The sequence below is a fragment of the Dorea sp. AM13-35 genome, from assembly GCF_003473885.1.
Taxonomy (GTDB): Bacteria; Bacillota; Clostridia; order Lachnospirales; family Lachnospiraceae; genus Dorea_D; species Dorea_D hominis.
The window spans coordinates 116,307-133,653 of record NZ_QUCZ01000005.1 but is presented as its reverse complement, the minus strand read 5'-3'; the positions used below and the strand labels follow the sequence as shown (position 1 = coordinate 133,653).

Here is a 17,347-nt window from a genome sequence, read left to right as displayed (position 1 = left end):
CAGAAACCACAATGCAATTACACCAGAGTGATTTTATGACTTAATGGCCCGCCCCGATATGAGCATAAACAGGAAGCATAAGCTTCACGATATACGATTATGCAGATAATTATAAATTTCATTGCTCAGTCTTGCAAATTCCTCCAGTGATAATGCCTCTCCTCTGACGCTTGCGCCTTTGCCTAACGTCTCGATTGCTTCTGCGATCACTTCTTTCGGGAGATCCCATTTGCCTGCATTTTTCAAACCATTGGCAAGTGTCTTCCGACGCTGGTTGAAAGACGCTCTGATAATATCAAACATCAGCTTCTCATCTTCTACTTCCACCGGAGGTTCGGCATGTCTTGTCAGACGGATAACTGCTGAGCCTACCTTCGGTCTTGGCATGAAGCAGTTCGGTGGGACATTTGCAACAATGTACGGGTCTGCATAATATTGCACCGCCAGTGACAGAGCACCGTAATCCTTGTTACCCGGTCCGGTCTGCATACGGTCTGCCACTTCCTTCTGTACCATGACCGTAATGCTCTGAAGCGGAACATGATTTTCAAAAAGTCCCATAATGATCGGTGTCGTAATATAATATGGCAGATTCGCAACCACTTTAATCGGTTTTCCTCCGTTCTGCTCCTCTACGATCTTCGCAATATCAAGCTTCAGAACATCCTCGTTGATAATCTGAACATTTTCATATTCATGCAGTGTATCCGCAAGAATCGGAATCAGATTTTTATCGATCTCAACCGCAATGACCTTGCCGGCTGCCTCTGCCAGATATTGTGTCATCGTTCCGATCCCCGGTCCGATCTCCAGCACCATGTCTTCTTTTGTAATCTCTGCGGAATAAATAATCTTATCCAGCACATGTGTATCGATCAGAAAATTCTGTCCGAACTTCTTCTGAAAATTAAATTTATATTTCTGTAATACTTCAATTGTATTCTGCGGATTTCCCAGATCTGGTTTTACCATTTTCTCACTTCTCCCTGAATTTTAGGTATTTTCTAATTATACAATAAGTTTTGTCTTAATGATATACCCAAAATCGAAAATAGTCTTAAGAAAATATAAAGAAAACTCCGAAAATATATGGAAAAATTAAAATATAGCGAAATACATATAGAAATGTAGAAAAACAGGTAGCAAAAATCCAACCGGGAATTTCCTGGTTGGATTTCATAAAATTAATTTATTTGTACTTAATAAAGTTCACTATCGCTGATTCATTGCAAATAATGTCTTACACGTCCAGACCATACATGATGCGTGCATATGCTTTATGCATCCAGACCATACATGGCACGTGTGCATATGCTTTATGCAGCCAGACCATACATGATGCGTGCATATGCTTTATGCATCCAGACCATACATGGCACGTGTGCATATGCTTTATGCATCCAGACCATACATGATGCGTGCATATGCTTTATGCATCCAGACCATACATGGCACGTGCATTTTTCTCTGTCTGTGCAACAACTTCTTCATATGAGATCTCTTTGATCTCTGCAATCTTTTCCGCTACATATTGGATATATGCAGACTGGTTTCTCTTGCCGCGGAAAGGCTCCGGTGCAAGATACGGGCAATCCGTCTCCAGCACGATTGAAGTAAGCGGAATCTCTGCGACTGTCTCTTTTACTTTTTTCGCATTTTTAAAAGTAACGACACCGCCGATGCCGATGTAAAAGCCCATTTTCACATACTCTTTTGCCATCTCTTTGGAATAGGAGTAGCAGTGAATCACACCATTTAACCCCTGCGCATGCCCCTTCATGATCTCCATCGTATCTGCCGCAGCTTCCCGGCTGTGGATCAACACCGGAAGATTATGCTTACGTGCAAGTTCAAGCTGACGGATAAACCATTCTTTCTGCAGATCATGAGATTCATGATCCCAGTAATAATCCAGTCCAATCTCGCCGACGGCAACAACCTTTTTCTGATCCAAAAGCGCTTCCATCCGTACAAGTTTCTCTTCGTCCAACGCACCGACTTCATCCGGATGTACGCCGACTGCGGCATACATAAACGGATATTTTTTCACCATTTCTGTCACACGTGCACAGGACTCATAAGTTGCCGACACATTGACGATCGTGCCGACACCATTTTCCTCCATGGACATCAGCAATTCTTCTCTGTCTGCGTCAAACTGCTCATCATCATAGTGCGCATGCGTATCGAAAATCATCATCTTACAGTAACTCTTTTCTGAGTTCTTCCGGTGTCTTCTGTGACAGCATTGCCGGTGCGATGTCAAATACAGATTTTGCTCCGCTCTCTCCGGCTTTGGAAAGTCTATAAGCTGCTCTTGCATAACAGATCAGAACGCTTGCTGTAAATTCCGGGTTGGAATCCAATTTCAGAGAATATTCGATCACGTGTTTATTTCCTTCTGTTCCTGTCTCTCCGCTGCGGATAACAAAACCACCGTGTGGCATCTTGCTGTGATTTTTCTTTAACTCTTCTTCTGTGATAAATGTTACAGTTGTATCATACTCATCGAAGTAGTTTGGCATTGTCTTGATTGCCTCTTCGATTGCTTTTAAGTCAGCTCCCTCTTCCGGAACAACATAACACTCACGAAGATGTTTGTCTCTTGTTGTCAGCTCCGGCTCACTTCCGGTTCTTACTTTCTCTACTGCAGCCTCGATCGGTACAGTATACTGGATACCATTTTTTACACCTTCGATACGGCGGATTGCATCAGAGTGTCCCTGGCTGACACCTTTTCCCCAGAAAGTATAAGTGCTTCCCTGTACCAGAATGGATTCTGCATACAGACGGTTCAGTGAGAACATTCCCGGATCCCAGCCAACAGAAATAATACTTACATTGTTTCCTGCTTTTGCTGCAGCATCCACATTTGCAAAATACTCCGGAATCTTTGCGTGTGTGTCAAAACTGTCAATAGTACAGAAGTTCTTAGCAACTTCCGGTCCCATAACCGGCAGATCTGTTGCAGAACCACCACACAGAACCATAACATCGATATCTTCTTTCATAGATACCATATCATCAAAATGTTTTACTTCTGCGCCTTCTGTTTTAATAGAAACTGTCTTCGGATCTCTTCTTGTGAATACAGCCTTCAGTTCCATATCATCGTTACGCGCGATTGCCTGTTCTACACCACGTCCAATATTTCCATATCCTACAATACCAATTCTAATTTTTTCCACAATTCTGTCTCCTTTTCCACATTTTATTTATCCACATCCGTGGGATAATTTAATTGGGGACGGGGCTTTTCGAGAAAATCCCCGTCCCCAATTAAATATTAACAGATTTCAGCACCTGCCGGCATATCTTTTTCTGGTGATACAAGTGCCAGATTGCCATTGGCGTCTTCTGCACAGAGTAACATTCCTTCAGATAATACGCCTGCAAGTTTTGCCGGTTTTAAGTTTACAAGTACCATAACTTTCTTGCCGACCATCTCTTCTGCACTGTAATGTGCTTTGATTCCGGAAACAATCTGTTTTACTTCGCTTCCGACACGCACCTGTGAGCAGAGAAGTTTTTTGGATTTCTTCACTTCTTCGCAGGAAATGATTTCTCCTACCTGGAACTGCATTTTACCGAAATCTTCAAATGTGATCTCTGGTTTTGCTTCGATATCGATCACTTCCTCGTCAGAAACTTCTTCTTTCTCTTCTACATGTGGATGCAGTTCTTCTACTCTCTTCAGCACTTCGTTGATGTCCTGTCTTGCGAACAGAATCTCCGGCTTGTCTGTAACTTTTCCGTCACCTAACTGTGCGAAGATTTTCTCTGCTGTTTCCGGCATGAAGGATGAAAGTAATCCTGCACCAACCTTGATACTTTCGATTAGATTTGCAAGAACAGTTTCAAGACGGTCTTTCTTGTCTTCTTCTTTTGCCAGTGCCCAAGGCATTGTTTCATCGATGTATTTGTTACAGCGTTTGAAGAGTGTGAAAATCTCTGTGATTGCATCTGCTACACGCAAGTCATTCATCTTCACATCAACGTTCTTCGGTGTGTTCTCTGTAACTGCTTTCAGATCTGCATCGATTGCAGCACCTTCTTCATCTAATGTCACATTTTTATTTGTAACAACGCCGCCGAAATATTTATTTGTCATGGAAATCGTTCTGTTTACCAGATTTCCTAATGTATTTGCAAGATCAGAGTTAATACGCTCTACGAGCAGATCCCAGGAAATGACTCCGTCATTTTCGAATGGCATCTCATGCAGTACAAAATAACGGATCGCATCTACGCCAAAGAAATCTACCAGTTCATCTGCATATAATACATTTCCCTTGGATTTACTCATCTTACCGTCACCCTGTAATAACCACGGATGTCCGAATACCTGTTTCGGAAGCGGCACACCAAGAGCCATCAGGAAAATCGGCCAGTAAATAGTATGGAAACGAATGATATCTTTACCGATCAGATGCAAATCCGCCGGCCAATATTTATTAAAGCGCTCAGAATTATTTCCGTCGCAGTCATAACCGATTCCTGTGATATAGTTTGTCAGCGCATCCAGCCATACATAAACAACATGTTTCGGATCGAAATCTACCGGGATTCCCCATGAGAATGAAGTTCTGGATACACACAGATCCTGCAGTCCCGGAAGAAGGAAGTTGTTCATCATTTCATTTTTTCTTGCTACCGGCTGGATAAATTCCGGATGCGTATTGATATGCTCGATCAGGCGGTCTGCATATTTACTCATTTTGAAGAAATAAGCTTCTTCTTTTGCCGGTTTTACTTCTCTTCCACAGTCCGGGCATTTGCCATCTACTAACTGAGATTCTGTCCAGAAAGACTCACATGGTGTACAGTAAAGTCCTTCATAAGAGCTTTTATAAATGTCTCCCTGATCGTATAATTTCTTGAAAATCTTCTGTACCTGTTTCTCATGATCTTCATCTGTTGTACGGATAAATTTATCATAAGAAGTGTTCATCAGATCCCAGATTTCTTTTACTTCTCCGGCAACTTTGTCAACGTATTCTTTTGGTGAAATACCTGCTTCTTCTGCCTTTAACTCGATCTTCTGACCATGCTCGTCTGTTCCTGTCTGGAAAAATACATCATAGCCCTGACTTCTCTTATATCTTGCGATCGCATCTGCAAGTACGATCTCGTAAGTATTACCAATGTGCGGTTTGCCGGAAGTATAGGCAATCGCTGTTGTAATATAATATTTTGGTTTATCCATGTTTTCCTCTCCTTTTGCTTTTAGATAATTATGAGTTTGTGCAAGCACAGTGTGATGACTTCAACATTTTTTTACCTTCGGATTACTCCGTGCTTTCGCACTCCCGCAATTCTACCCGCAATTCGGATATCGCCTGGCTTCGCCATGCTTTTATCCTCATTGCGGGGCAGGTCATGAAGTCATGCTGTCACCCTTGTGCAAGCACAGTGTGACAGCATGACTTATGACCTTGGTAAAAAAAAATCTCCAATTTTTCAAAAACTGAAAAATCAGAGAAGACGGGATATCCCGCGTTACCACTTCTGTTCGCTTCTGCCTCACGACAGCAGCCTTACCGGGTGCATGTAACACCTCCCGCTGTAAAGGGCGATCCCTTCATGACCTAACCTCGCGGCTCAGCCATCCCACTCCGAAGCCATCTTCCATCTTCCTTCATCTGTTCCTCTCAGCCTGCCGGAACTTCTCTGTAAAATGTACGGAAAATGTACTCTCTTCTTCACTGTGTTTGCTCATATGATTAACATATTTCCAATACATGAAATCGTAGCATAATCAGCGTGCCTGTGTCAAGTCATTGAGACGATTAACGATTAAAAAGGTTAAAAGATATTCTCCCCTTCCTCTGCATATACTCTAGTAATAATGTCTTCCTTCCGAAAGGTTTCTTATGTTCCGACAACTATTCCGTAAACGTTTCTATTTCTTTATTCCCATTATAATTATTACCGCTTGGCTCGCGCTGCATTTATTGCCTGCATCCCTGTCTCAATTGCTGCCGCAGTCCCTGCCTTTTTCCGCTCCGGTCAAGACCGCAAATTCCAAATTCCGCACTTACACGCGTGAGCTGTTCCGGCAGGAATTATCCGGTAACACGCTTTCGCTGCATTACACTTTAAAAAATCCGTCCGCTTACGGCATACAGGAAGAGAACATATCGCTTGGCTCTTACAATATCGATCCGGAAGCGTCCTGTGCCGCTGCGGAAAATGCGCTTTCCCGCTTACATACTTTCAATCGCAGAAAATTATCCTCTGAAAATCAGATTACTTACGACATTTTGCAATATTCCTTCCAATCCGCAAAACAAAATGCCAATTACCAGTGGTATGAAGAACCGCTGTCCTCGCTGACCGGTGTGCAGGCACAGTTCCCGGTTCTGCTGTCTGAATATCAGTTTCACACGCGCGATGATATAGAGACTTATTTTAAATTGCTCGCCGAAACTCCGGAGTATTTTGACTCATTATTGCAATTTGAAACGAACAAAGCAAAACGCGGATTATTCATGTCTGACTCACAGGTGCAGGCGATCATAAAAGAATGTGAGTCATTTTTAAATTTACAGGAAAATAATTATCTTTACTCAACATTCCAGACACGGATTTCCAAGCTGTCTCTCTCGAAAAAAGAGCGGATCAAGTGCATACAGAAAAATGAATCCGGGCTAAAAAAATATGTTTTTCCCGCCTACCAGAATCTGATCAAAGGTCTGCAAAATCTGCTTGGAAATGGAAAATACACAGGTGGTCTCTGCCAGTACCCGGGCGGTGCCGGTTATTATGAACATCTCGTTGCCGAAGAAACCGGTTCTTCCCGCAGCATTTCCGAATTAAAAAGCCTGATCATCCACCAGATGAGAGAAGATCTTGCCGGGCTGAAAAAATATTATATTTCCAATTCATCCCTGTCTTCCGATCTCTACAAAACTCAGGGGACAAAACTTTCCGACACCAACCCGCACTCCATTCTCGCTTCTTTGCAGCAGAAAATTAAAAAGGATTTTCCGAAAGCAGCCAAAACCGAGATTACGATCAAATATGTAGATAAAGAAATGGAGGAATATTTAAGCCCGGCTTTTTATATGATTCCTGCCATTGACGATACAAAAAATAATACAATTTATCTGAACCGCGGGCATCTGCCGGATGACCTGTCCCTTTACACCACGCTGGCGCATGAAGGCTATCCCGGTCATCTCTACCAGACGACTTATTTTGCCGCCAGAAAACCAGATCCTATCCGCACAATTTTCAGCTTCAGCGGCTACACCGAAGGCTGGGCGACCTACTGCGAAATGCTGAGCTATTACTATGCGCCTGTCGATAAAACGTATGCAGCCATGGCGCAAAAAAATACTTCTCTCATTTTAGGTCTCTACAGCCTTGCCGACATCGGTATCCACCATGAAGGATGGGGACTTTCGGAGACAACAACATTTTTCCGGAGCCACGGCATTACCGACACCGATTCCATCCGGGAAATTTATGACCTCATCATTTCCGATCCGGCGAATTATCTGAAATACTATGTCGGTTTTCTGGAATTTCTGGAATTAAAAAAAGCTGCTGTCGAGAAATGGGATTCTCACTTCTCGCAGCAACGTTTTCATAAAGCGGTATTGGATATCGGACCTGCGCCGTTTGAGATTTTGCGTGGTTTTACATTATCAGCCAACAATTAATCTAATCTGGCAGGGGATTTTACTCCATTGTAAAATCCCCTTGCATTGATCTCAACAATCCAGTTTAAACCGTATGTCATTCTGTGTGAAATTTTTCCGTCCATCGTTCTTCATTTGAACATAGTTCTTCTTATCCATAATAAAAATCATCCTGATTAACTCGCAGTTTCTTAATCTTGAAACACCGCGGATAGTCTTTAAATCCTTGTACCTGTGAACGATATTTCTTCATCACCTGCCGCGCTTTCTTCCAGCTTCCGAAGTAACCTATCACTTTAATCTCTACACCTCTCACATGTGTCAACTGATATACATACATAAATCATCACTCCATCTCGTTAAGCCTAATTGCTTTTAAATTCATATCCGAAATTCCATAAGTTTCCTGTAAATGTTTCTTCATTTCTACTACAACGTTTGAAACTCTGTTTTTGTTACAATTTTTTATAATTTTATTGAAAAAATTGTAACAAAATACCGCTCCTACTGCTCTACTATAAGTAACAATCGGAAACGGTATTTCGTGACACTTTTTTATAAATTTTTTTATTTTGTTTAATATTCCTCGATATTGACTTCCTTCGTGGTCGTCACATCATAAGGCAGGATCGAATCGGCGAATTTCGTAAATTTCTCCGCCGCATCACTGACATAGAACTCATAGGACGCTTCTCCTTCAGACGAATTCGCCATTCCGTTCTCTGCCAGCACTTTTTTAAGATCCATGGCTGTCTCATATGCCGGATTGACAATATGTACGCTCTCTCCGAAATATTCCCGGATGCTGGAACGCAGAAGCGGATAGTGAGTACAGCCTAAGATCATCGTATCAATATCTGTTTTCTTCATCTCAGACAGGTAAATGTCGATGACTTCTTTTGTAATGCTGTGTTTTGCAAATCCCTCTTCTACCAGCGGTACGAACAGCGGGCATGGTTTCCCGATGACTTTGATATCCGGATTCAGTTTATGGATCTCTTTGTTATATGTCTCGCTTCGGATCGTCGCTTCGGTTCCGACGATTCCGATGCAGTTATTTCTCGTCTCCTGCACAGCAGCTCTCGCTCCCGGAACAATTACGCCGAGAATTGGAAGATCCGTCTCTTTCTGCACAGTTTCCAACGCAAGCGCACTTGCCGTGTTGCAGGCGATTACAACTGCCTTTACATTTTTCGTCTTTAAGAAACGGATGATCTGTCTGGAAAACCGGATAATGTTATCCTTGGATTTACTTCCGTATGGCACACGCGCCGTATCTCCGAAATAAACGATATTTTCATTTGGAAGCTGACGCATGATCTCCCGCGCTACCGTCAGCCCGCCGACACCAGAATCAAACACTCCAATCGGTGCTGTATTTGTAATCTCTTGACTCATAATCATACTCCCTTGATTTCATTATATGCTAACTATCATATCACACTCGAGTTCGGATTTCCATACTCAGCGAAAATGTTCGCCACCTGATCACAGGCACTTACTCCTCAACCAACTCATCGAAATCGCACTTCTCAAACTCCTGGATGGAAATGTGCCGTTTATTCGGATTGGCATAGACAAATGTCTTATCGACATTCTCCAGATAATTCTGGATCTTGTCATTCGTAGCACTGATGATCGCCTGAAATCCAAGTCCGCGGATCAGCGAAATACAGCTTGCCACTTTCTCAGCGTCCATCTTGGAAAACGCTTCGTCCAGCACAACGAGACGGATTGTAGGGTTGCGGTGCATTTTCGGAGACAGGTTAATCCGGTAAATCTGTGCAAAGCTGGCAAGAAGTGCCACATACAGCGGGTTCTGCCCTTCTCCGCCGGAATTTTTCTTGATCATTTTGCTCAAGCCGATTTTCATGTCTTTTTCGCCATGCACGATCTGCTGCATATCGAAGGATAAATACGTTCTGTAATCTGCATATTTGTCCATATTTTTCTTCGCTTCTTCCAGCTCTTCCGGTGTTGCATTCTCCGGCGGCAGGAAAATACTGATCAACTCATCCATCAGATCCGCGTACTGCTCCTCATGCTCCATCGTGAAAAGATTCATCTGATTTTCCATACCGTCATCCAGTGACGCCGGATGGATCTGGAGCGAATCATCCATGAACATTTTATAATATTTTCCGTCCGGTCCTTTGTTCTTCGTAATGACAAACTGGTATTTATCTTTACCGAAATCAAGCTTACTGATAATGCGGTTCAGCTCATCCTGTCTTTGATAAGCTTCTCTTATGGCACTGCGGATCTTAAAAATAAAATCGTCTTTGAAATGCTCTACTGCTGCCCTTGCCTGATCTTTTGCTGCATCCTTAAATGTCTCTAATTCTTCACACTGCAGCTCATCCAGCAGTCTGTCATATGCTTCATTGTCTCTGTTTGTCGCAGAAAATGTCCGGTTCGCATAACTTCTGAGATAAGTACTTCTTTCTTCTACCAGCTTCTGATAAGCCTCTTCCCGCTCATCCATCTTCGGATACCGTGAAGCAATCTTCTGTTTCTGTAAATATTCATAATTTTCCGAGCGTCTGCCTGCAAGATATTCCTGAAATTCCTGTTCGTAAGCGTCATCCCATTTGCTCTGTTCCATTTTCTGTTTCTGCACAAGCAGCGCTTCTTCCGCATGGAGACGTTCTTCCTGCAACTGCTGCATTTCCTGCGTCTGCTTCCAGATTGCTTCCTGCACTTCCGTGATCTGTGCCTTCTTTACATCCTGTTTCTTACGGATGTCTTCTTTTTCCTCCTCCCAAGCATCCACAGACGCTTCTTTCATTTGCTGCATCTGTTTTACAAGCTGACTTTTCCGTTTCTCACGCTCTGTAATCTTCTCTGCATCTGCCTGCAAAGTAAGATATTCTTCTGCCGGCTGGGAGAGCATTTCCAACTGCATGGTCTTCTTGATCTCTTCTAATAATTCCTGCAGCGGCATGCGTTCTTCTACCAGTTTCTCACAACGCTCTTCCAGCTGGCGGACACGCTGACGCATACTCGTCTCACCGATGTACGCTCTTCTTGTGTACTGATCCGGATTCATATGCTGCAAACGGAAACTATGATACAATACACAGTCCGGTGTCACACCGATCTTGCAGTTACGGAGCTGTTCTACGGAATCACATTTTTCTACATTTCCAAGGAAGAAATCAATATAATCCTGCACATATGCTTCTTTCGCTTTCACTTCTTTTGCAAGTCCGTTATCTTTGACTGCATAGCCATCCTTGCCTGCGCCTGCCACCACTTTTTCTGTATCGAGAATGGACACGCGGTGGTATTTCTTCCGATCCATCTGTTCATACAGTTCCATCGCTTCTTTTGCATACTTCGGTTCCACGATCAGAAGCAGCTTGTTGTTGCCAAGATAACCTTCGACAGCGTTGTGCCATGTCTCGTCTTTCACATCGAGAAGGTCGGCAAGGATCTGCACATTTACAAACTTTCCGCACTTCTCATGTAGGCGGTTGCGCAACTCATATCTTGCTTCCTCCAGCTCTTTCGGATAAGCTTTCTTTCCCTGTTTCAGCTCTTTTAACTCTTCTCTTGCCTCTTTCTCTTCTTTCTTCACTTTGCGGAGCGACATCTGTGCTTCCTGTCTCTGCTCTTCCAGTTCCTCGCGGACTTCGCCAAAGCTCTCCTGCAGACGCTCCAGTTCTTCTGCCATAATCGTTCCTTTTGTAAACTTTTCCATGTCCCAGAGCATCTGGTTGGAAACCACATCCTGCTCTTTCCATGCTTCCAGCCGGTCACTGATCTGCTGCCATTTTCCCTGGCTTGTCTGTAAATGTTCCAGTGTCTCATTTACCGCCGCAAGTTCAGCTTCCAGATTTGCATATCCGCTGTTCGCAATTCTTAAAATAATCTCTTCATACTGTTTCTGCAGTTCAACTTCTTCTTTCTTAAGCAACGATAAAATTGCTTCCTGCTCACCGGTGCCTTCTTTGCGCACTTTTTCCTTATCCATGCAGGCCTGGATCTGTCCTTTCAGCTTCAGCATTTCCAGGCGGTCAATCTGATAAGTACATAAAAGAACTTCTTTTTCTTTCTCCTGAAATGCTTCATATCTGCCATGGATATCCTGCAACTTTTGAATTTCGTTCAATGTCTCCTCGATCTTGCTTCGCATTCTCGCATACTGCATAACGCTTTCCTGCAAGTCTTCTATATGAATATCCTGCTCCATGCAAATATATTCTTTCACAAAATCTTCCAGTTTAATATTCATTTTAAATGGAATCGCACGTTTGAAAAGTCGTGGGAATTTCTCCGCATCCAGTCCGCCAAGATAAATATCATACATCTGGCGGCGGAATCTCTCATTGCTCGGTCCACAGTAAAACTGCTCCGCCGGGAAAGAACGCTGTAAATATTCACGCATTTCCATCGTCGTCAGGCATCTGGATGTGGTACGGTAATTATTTTCCAGAAGACCTCCCATGTGCCAGAAAAACAGTCTGCTGATATCATTTGTCGCTGTATCTACGTCAAACACAACGCCGATACACTGCTTTTCTTTTGTATCACTCTGCTCTAATTCCAGTACGATCGTGCTGGAAAAATTCTGATTTCTCAGATACTGAAATTCATTGTGTTCATTAATGTTGACCATTCCACGCAAATATTCAATGAGGGAACGGTCGGAATCATCTGCTGCCGCTTTATTAAAAAATCCACGTCCGTCTGTATTTGCATATAATACAATCTGCATCGCGTCAATCACGGTTGATTTTCCACTTCCCGAATGTCCGGTGAAGAAATTAATTCCTTCACTAAATGTCAGTATTTTCTGATCAATGTAATGCCAGTTATTCAGACAGATCTTCGACAGTATTTTGAATGGTTGTTTCGTCTCCAATAGTATCCTCCTTACTGAATGTCTCTAATAATGCCCGCAGGTCATCGCCCAGAAGTACCGTATGAATGCATGGGTAAATGACCAGTCTCGTCTCTTCGTTTAATTCTTCCAGAACATCAAGTGGTTCTATGATCTGGTATTTTTTTAAAAGTGCAATCGTTCTGCGCATTTCGGTCGGTGACGGCAGACCGCGTAGCACGCGGAACTCGCCGGCTTTACCGTTTAATGCGCCAACCGTTGTCACAATGTGGCTGCTCGAAGAAACCGTCTCCATCTGCTCATCGTAAATCAGTTTCAGAACAAGCAGATAAATCGTCGCAAGCCGCGATAATTTCTCACCCCAGAGCTGTTCGCCCTGAATGTAAATCACACCCATATGCGCATTTTCCCGCAAAGTAATTCCTGCCACTTTGAAGTAGGCACGGATAAATTCCAGATGTTTGCTCAACACACGATATTCTCTCACCGGAACCATGCGTCCCTGTCTTTTATCAAACTTCCGCTCCAGAACAAAGGTCTGTCGGTACAGAATCTGGATAACTTCTGTTATTTCTTCCTGCTCTTCCTGCGAAAGTTGTTCAAAATATTCGATCATAAGCGTCTCCTTACAAATTTGAGTGCCGGATATTTATAAGAACCATTTTCAATCTGATCCGGTTCTTCCTCCAGCACCATATATTTACTGTTCTTTCTTGTACTGTAATCGTAAGCAAGAATCAGTTTTTCAAACGCCTCTTCATCCATCAGCGAAATCTTGGAAGCGTCCATTACTTCTCCGTCCATATAAGACTCAATAAATTCCTCAATCTGGCTTCTGCTGTAGCGCATCTGAATCCGGTTTAGCTTGAGTACATCATCTTTATCAAGATCCGGCAATGCCTGATCCGGCGCCATTTTACTGATAAAATCCGTTCTTGGTCTTCGTCTCTTATACAGCGATTTCTCCGAAAGAATTTCCAAAAGCGAGAGATTCATCCGCTCCCCGGTTTCACGGATCATCGCATCCTGTTCCTGCGCATCCTCCGTTTGGGACATGCGGTTCAAGAGCTGCACGACCAGACCTTTCGTATCCGTTTCACCACTTAACAGATAGTTAAGTCTCGTCACTGTCGCACGCACATATTTCGCATGCTCTTTATCCATATTGGCGATCCGGTGCTCAATGTCATCAAATCCACGCTCGATCTGATCCAGAAGATCCAACACATCATCTTTCGTATCACCCATCTGCGCCGCCCGGGTACGGATCTCTTCTATCCATTCTTCATCTTCCCGCATGTCGCGCAGACATTTTTTAATATCCATCTTATAAATATAGAAGTTATCCGATGTTTTCAAAATGTGGTATTTCTTCTGTACGATTTCTTCCACATATCCATCCAGATGTTCCCGTAGCAGATCTTCATAATTATTCTGCTCCAGAAGTCTTGCAAAAAATTTATCCATATTATGAAGCATATCCTGCAAAGCTTTATTCAGCCGCTTCGTGTTGACAAGCGCCGTCCGCAGCATTCCGAGGTTCGCCCTGCTGTCGTTCTTAAAAGAAAATAATGTCGCATACACATTCTGGATATAGATTTCCGTGTCCTGCATATCTTCTGAAGACAGCCGCTCAAACGCCTCAATAAAAACAGCCGAATAATCCGGAATGACAATGTTCGTAACCAGCGTTTGATAATCTTCAATCCGCTTCAGCCATCCGGTCTTCAAAAGCCAGTTCAGAATCCTCGACGATGGCGTCTCCAGCATGTCGAACTCTGTCTCATTTTCCTCCCACTGGAGCTTGAACCGCTTTCTCGCATTCATGTCCCCCAGCACTTGGATACACACTTCCCTCGTCAGAAAATAATTATTATATTGATATTCTTCATTGATGCACAACAGTGCTTCAATATAAATGTCCCGGTTCACCGAACGGAATAAACTCCAGAACGTATCCGGGATTTCATTTCTTAATTGCATCTGTTTTCTCCATTTTATAATCCAAATCCGTTATTGCCCACAAACCATCTGCAAACAACAACTAAAATCCATCATTTAGTATAAATGTTTCCGGCTTCCATTGCAATGTTCTATTTTTCCTGTCATAATGTATATAATACCAAGGGATAAAAGTGTGTCATCCGTCTGAACTTGTTCAGAGACGGATGACACACTTTAAGACCTGCCACGTTATGAGCATGTAAGAGGAGCGTAAGCTCCACGATATGCGAATAGCGGGGCGGGCGCTATGTGCCAGCGACACATGCTTAGCGCCGACCGAAGCGGAGCGTAGACGCGAGAGTACGCAGTACGCAGCAATCCGATGGGATTATATATAAGTGTGCAAAAGGCGGTATCCGTCTGAACTTGTTCAGAGACGGATGACACACTTTGAGACCTGCCACGTACGTTATAAAATGGAGGAACAGACATGGCTGAAACAATCATGAAAGAAACAACCGAAGAGCAAAAGAATAACACCACTGAAAATGTGGTAACTCCTTTTGAGAAAAATACAGGAAATGAAAATGCTACAAAAGAAACTGAGGAGAAAACTTCTGCTGCTGAAAATTCAGATTCCGTTAAGACAGATTCCATGAAAAATGATTCTGTAAATGCAAACACTACAAATGCAGACACTACAAATGCAGACACTACAAATGCAGACACTGCAAATGCAGACACTACAAATGCAGACACTATAAATGCAGACACTACCGGATCAGCTCATTATCGTACGATTGACGATCCTTCCGATAATTTTTCCAGAGATCAGTGGATTCTTTCCCACATCAAAGACGAGGATCTGATGGAATATCTCCGGTTAGAACAGCATCGCATGGAACTTTTACAACAGGCAAAAGAGAAACGCGAAAAACGCATTTTCACACTGGTTCAGCTTTTACTTTCACTTGCCGCTGTCATTGCAGTTACTTATCTTTTAAAAGACAATCCGACAATCCTTTTAAGCATCCTTTATATTGTCGGCATTATTGGCGCTTTCTGGATCATGAAGAATCCAAAAGATAAGAGCGATCGTAAAAATAAAGATACTAAATAGCTATCTGTTTCATATTTATTTTGTATTTAACTTAAAATCAATTTTACTATATGATCCGGTCTGGAATTTCCAGGTAGGATTTTGTTATAGCTACGAGGAAAATGCACGCATTTATACAGGTGCATTTGACGGCCGCTAATCAGAGCGAGATATGAAAAAGCGTATCTCGTCTCTGTCAATAATCACAACATCGCTCCCGCAAGTATCACACTTGCTGCAAGACCGGCGAAAGTTGCAAGCAATGCACCAGTCAGTGTGTACCTCGTCTTTGTAACTTTTGCTGTCATATAATACACACTCATTGTATAGAAAATCGTTTCGGTACTTGCCATGCTGATGGACGCAATTAATCCGTTTCTCGAATCTGTCCCAAATTCCTTATAAATATCTAATAGCAAACCGGTTGCTGCCGAAGAAGAAAACATCTTTACAACTGTAAGCGGCACCAATTCGCCCGGAAAGCCAATCCATTTCGTAAACTTTCCGATTTCTTCCGACAGACAAGTCAGCAAGCCTGAAGCCCTCAAGATTCCGACTGCCACCATAAGCCCTACCATTGTCGGTATGATTTTCGCCACAGTCAGAAAACCGCTTTTCGCGCCTTTTACAAATACATCATAAACCGCAACCTGCTGCAGGATTCCATAGCATAAAATTCCAAGAATGATCATCGGAATCAGCAGATCCGACACGATAAGAAACCATTTCATTTCCAGATTCTCCATTTAGCATATATTTTTGTTCTTTCTAATCAAAATGTCAAAAAACAACAGCTATGATACTTGCATATCGTTCCTTTTTTACTCCCCTAATCCTATACCAATATTTCTATACTATTACTGTATGGCTGTTTTTCTTTATAAATTCTTATTTTTTTATTCCGGAATATTTTTTTATTCTATGCACACTTTGTTGCAAATATCTCCTTTATCTTAAGCATAACTTTTTCCTTTCTTTCATAAAATACTTTAAGTTTGTAATAAAAAATGCTTTCGAGGTATCCTATGTTAAATCTTCTCTGGGCAGGCATGATCATTGCAGGTGTTTTCTTCGCCGCATTCACCGGGCAGATTCCGGAAATAACAAAAGCGGCGCTGGATTCTTCTAAAGAAGCAGTGACGCTTTGCATCACAATTTCAGGAGTTATGGCTTTTTGGACCGGAATGATGGAAATCGCCCAGGAAGCAGGCATGATCCGGAAACTTTCTGCGAAACTTTTGCCCTTCCTACATTTTTTATTTCCAGAACTACCCTCTTCCCATAAAGCAATACCACATATTTCTACAAATATTATTGCCAACATATTAGGGCTTGGATGGGCTGCGACTCCTGCCGGATTAAATGCCATGCAGGCACTTTCAGATTTGGAAAAGGAACGGCGGTCTGGAAAAGCTCCCGGTCCGGTGCTTCCTCCAGGCACTGCGAGCAAAGAAATGTGTAATTTTCTCATTCTGAACATTTCCTCACTACAGCTGATTCCAGTAAATATTATTGCATACCGCAGTCAGTACGGAAGTGTCAATCCTGCTGCCATTACCGGTGCCGGAATTCTTGCGACCAGCGCTAGCACGCTGACCGCTATCTTATATTGTAAATACAAGAATCATCACCCCTATTAGAAAAGCTTCTTTTCATATTGATATGTTAAAAAGTAGCTATACAAATATTTATTTTTCTATATATGGAAAACACATAATAGTCACCAAATACTTTGATTTTCAAATTTTTTGTTTCAGGGGTTGCTTTTTTTATTTTTTGAGATATAATATGGATATAAATAAACGTAGTATT

13 protein-coding genes and 1 other annotated feature are annotated in these 17,347 nt (G+C 42.5%); of the genes, 3 read left to right on the top strand and 10 right to left on the bottom strand.

Annotated elements, in window-relative coordinates:
• Positions 1-84: 84 nt before the first annotated feature.
• From rsmA to metG, 4 genes are all read right to left on the bottom strand, one after another.
• Positions 85-972: a 16S rRNA (adenine(1518)-N(6)/adenine(1519)-N(6))-dimethyltransferase RsmA gene (rsmA, locus tag DW152_RS07300; RefSeq protein ID WP_118288297.1), complete on the bottom strand. Its 888-nt coding sequence runs from the start codon at positions 970-972 to the stop codon at positions 85-87.
• 457 nt (positions 973-1,429) lie between these two features.
• On the bottom strand, positions 1,430-2,197 hold the full coding sequence (locus DW152_RS07295) for a TatD family hydrolase (RefSeq protein WP_118288336.1): 768 nt from the start codon (positions 2,195-2,197) through the stop codon (positions 1,430-1,432).
• 4 nt (positions 2,198-2,201) lie between these two features.
• Positions 2,202-3,188 carry a diaminopimelate dehydrogenase gene (locus DW152_RS07290; RefSeq protein ID WP_118288296.1) on the bottom strand — a complete coding sequence of 329 codons (987 nt, stop codon included), beginning with the start codon at positions 3,186-3,188 and terminating at the stop codon, positions 2,202-2,204.
• Between the two features lie 98 nt (positions 3,189-3,286).
• Complete coding sequence (metG, locus tag DW152_RS07285; protein WP_279209275.1) at positions 3,287-5,254, bottom strand: methionine--tRNA ligase; 1,968 nt, start codon at positions 5,252-5,254, stop codon at positions 3,287-3,289.
• 223 nt (positions 5,255-5,477) lie between these two features.
• Positions 5,478-5,715 (bottom strand) — a binding site (T-box leader).
• 260 nt (positions 5,716-5,975) lie between these two features.
• Between metG and DW152_RS07280 the strand changes: the two genes are divergently transcribed.
• Positions 5,976-7,667 (top strand): DUF885 domain-containing protein, encoded by a 1,692-nt coding sequence (locus DW152_RS07280; protein ID WP_243059854.1) that lies wholly within the window; start codon positions 5,976-5,978, stop codon positions 7,665-7,667.
• 130 nt (positions 7,668-7,797) lie between these two features.
• On the opposite strand, the gene DW152_RS07275 is transcribed toward DW152_RS07280, so the two are convergent.
• The 5 genes from DW152_RS07275 to DW152_RS07255 form a co-directional block, all read right to left on the bottom strand.
• Positions 7,798-7,986, bottom strand: a complete 189-nt coding sequence (locus tag DW152_RS07275) for a DUF7336 domain-containing protein (RefSeq protein WP_021860588.1) — start codon at positions 7,984-7,986, stop codon at positions 7,798-7,800.
• A 236-nt stretch (positions 7,987-8,222) separates the two neighbouring features.
• Complete coding sequence (gene murI, locus DW152_RS07270) at positions 8,223-9,044, bottom strand: glutamate racemase (RefSeq protein WP_118288293.1); 822 nt, start codon at positions 9,042-9,044, stop codon at positions 8,223-8,225.
• A gap of 100 nt (positions 9,045-9,144) precedes the next feature.
• Positions 9,145-12,513, bottom strand: coding sequence for an ATP-binding protein (locus DW152_RS07265; protein ID WP_118288292.1), 3,369 nt, complete (start codon positions 12,511-12,513; stop codon positions 9,145-9,147).
• On the bottom strand, positions 12,464-13,108 hold the full coding sequence (locus DW152_RS07260; RefSeq protein ID WP_118288291.1) for a DUF4194 domain-containing protein: 645 nt from the start codon (positions 13,106-13,108) through the stop codon (positions 12,464-12,466). Before DW152_RS07260 ends, DW152_RS07265 begins: the two co-directional genes overlap by 50 nt.
• Positions 13,105-14,475, bottom strand: a complete 1,371-nt coding sequence (locus DW152_RS07255; protein WP_021860580.1) for a Wadjet anti-phage system protein JetA family protein — start codon at positions 14,473-14,475, stop codon at positions 13,105-13,107. The genes DW152_RS07260 and DW152_RS07255 overlap by 4 nt, the downstream gene beginning before the upstream one ends.
• A 451-nt stretch (positions 14,476-14,926) precedes the next feature.
• On the opposite strand from DW152_RS07255, the gene DW152_RS07250 reads away from it, so the two are divergent.
• A complete protein-coding gene (locus DW152_RS07250) occupies positions 14,927-15,556 on the top strand; it encodes a hypothetical protein (protein WP_118288290.1) in 630 nt (209 codons plus the stop codon).
• Between the two features lie 182 nt (positions 15,557-15,738).
• Here DW152_RS07250 and DW152_RS07245 read toward each other — a convergent pair whose 3' ends face one another.
• Positions 15,739-16,266, bottom strand: coding sequence for a spore maturation protein (locus DW152_RS07245; RefSeq protein ID WP_021860578.1), 528 nt, complete (start codon positions 16,264-16,266; stop codon positions 15,739-15,741).
• Between the two features lie 294 nt (positions 16,267-16,560).
• Between DW152_RS07245 and DW152_RS07240 the strand changes: the two genes are divergently transcribed.
• Positions 16,561-17,175, top strand: coding sequence for a hypothetical protein (locus DW152_RS07240; RefSeq protein ID WP_021860577.1), 615 nt, complete (start codon positions 16,561-16,563; stop codon positions 17,173-17,175).
• The last annotated feature ends 172 nt before the right edge of the window (positions 17,176-17,347 follow it).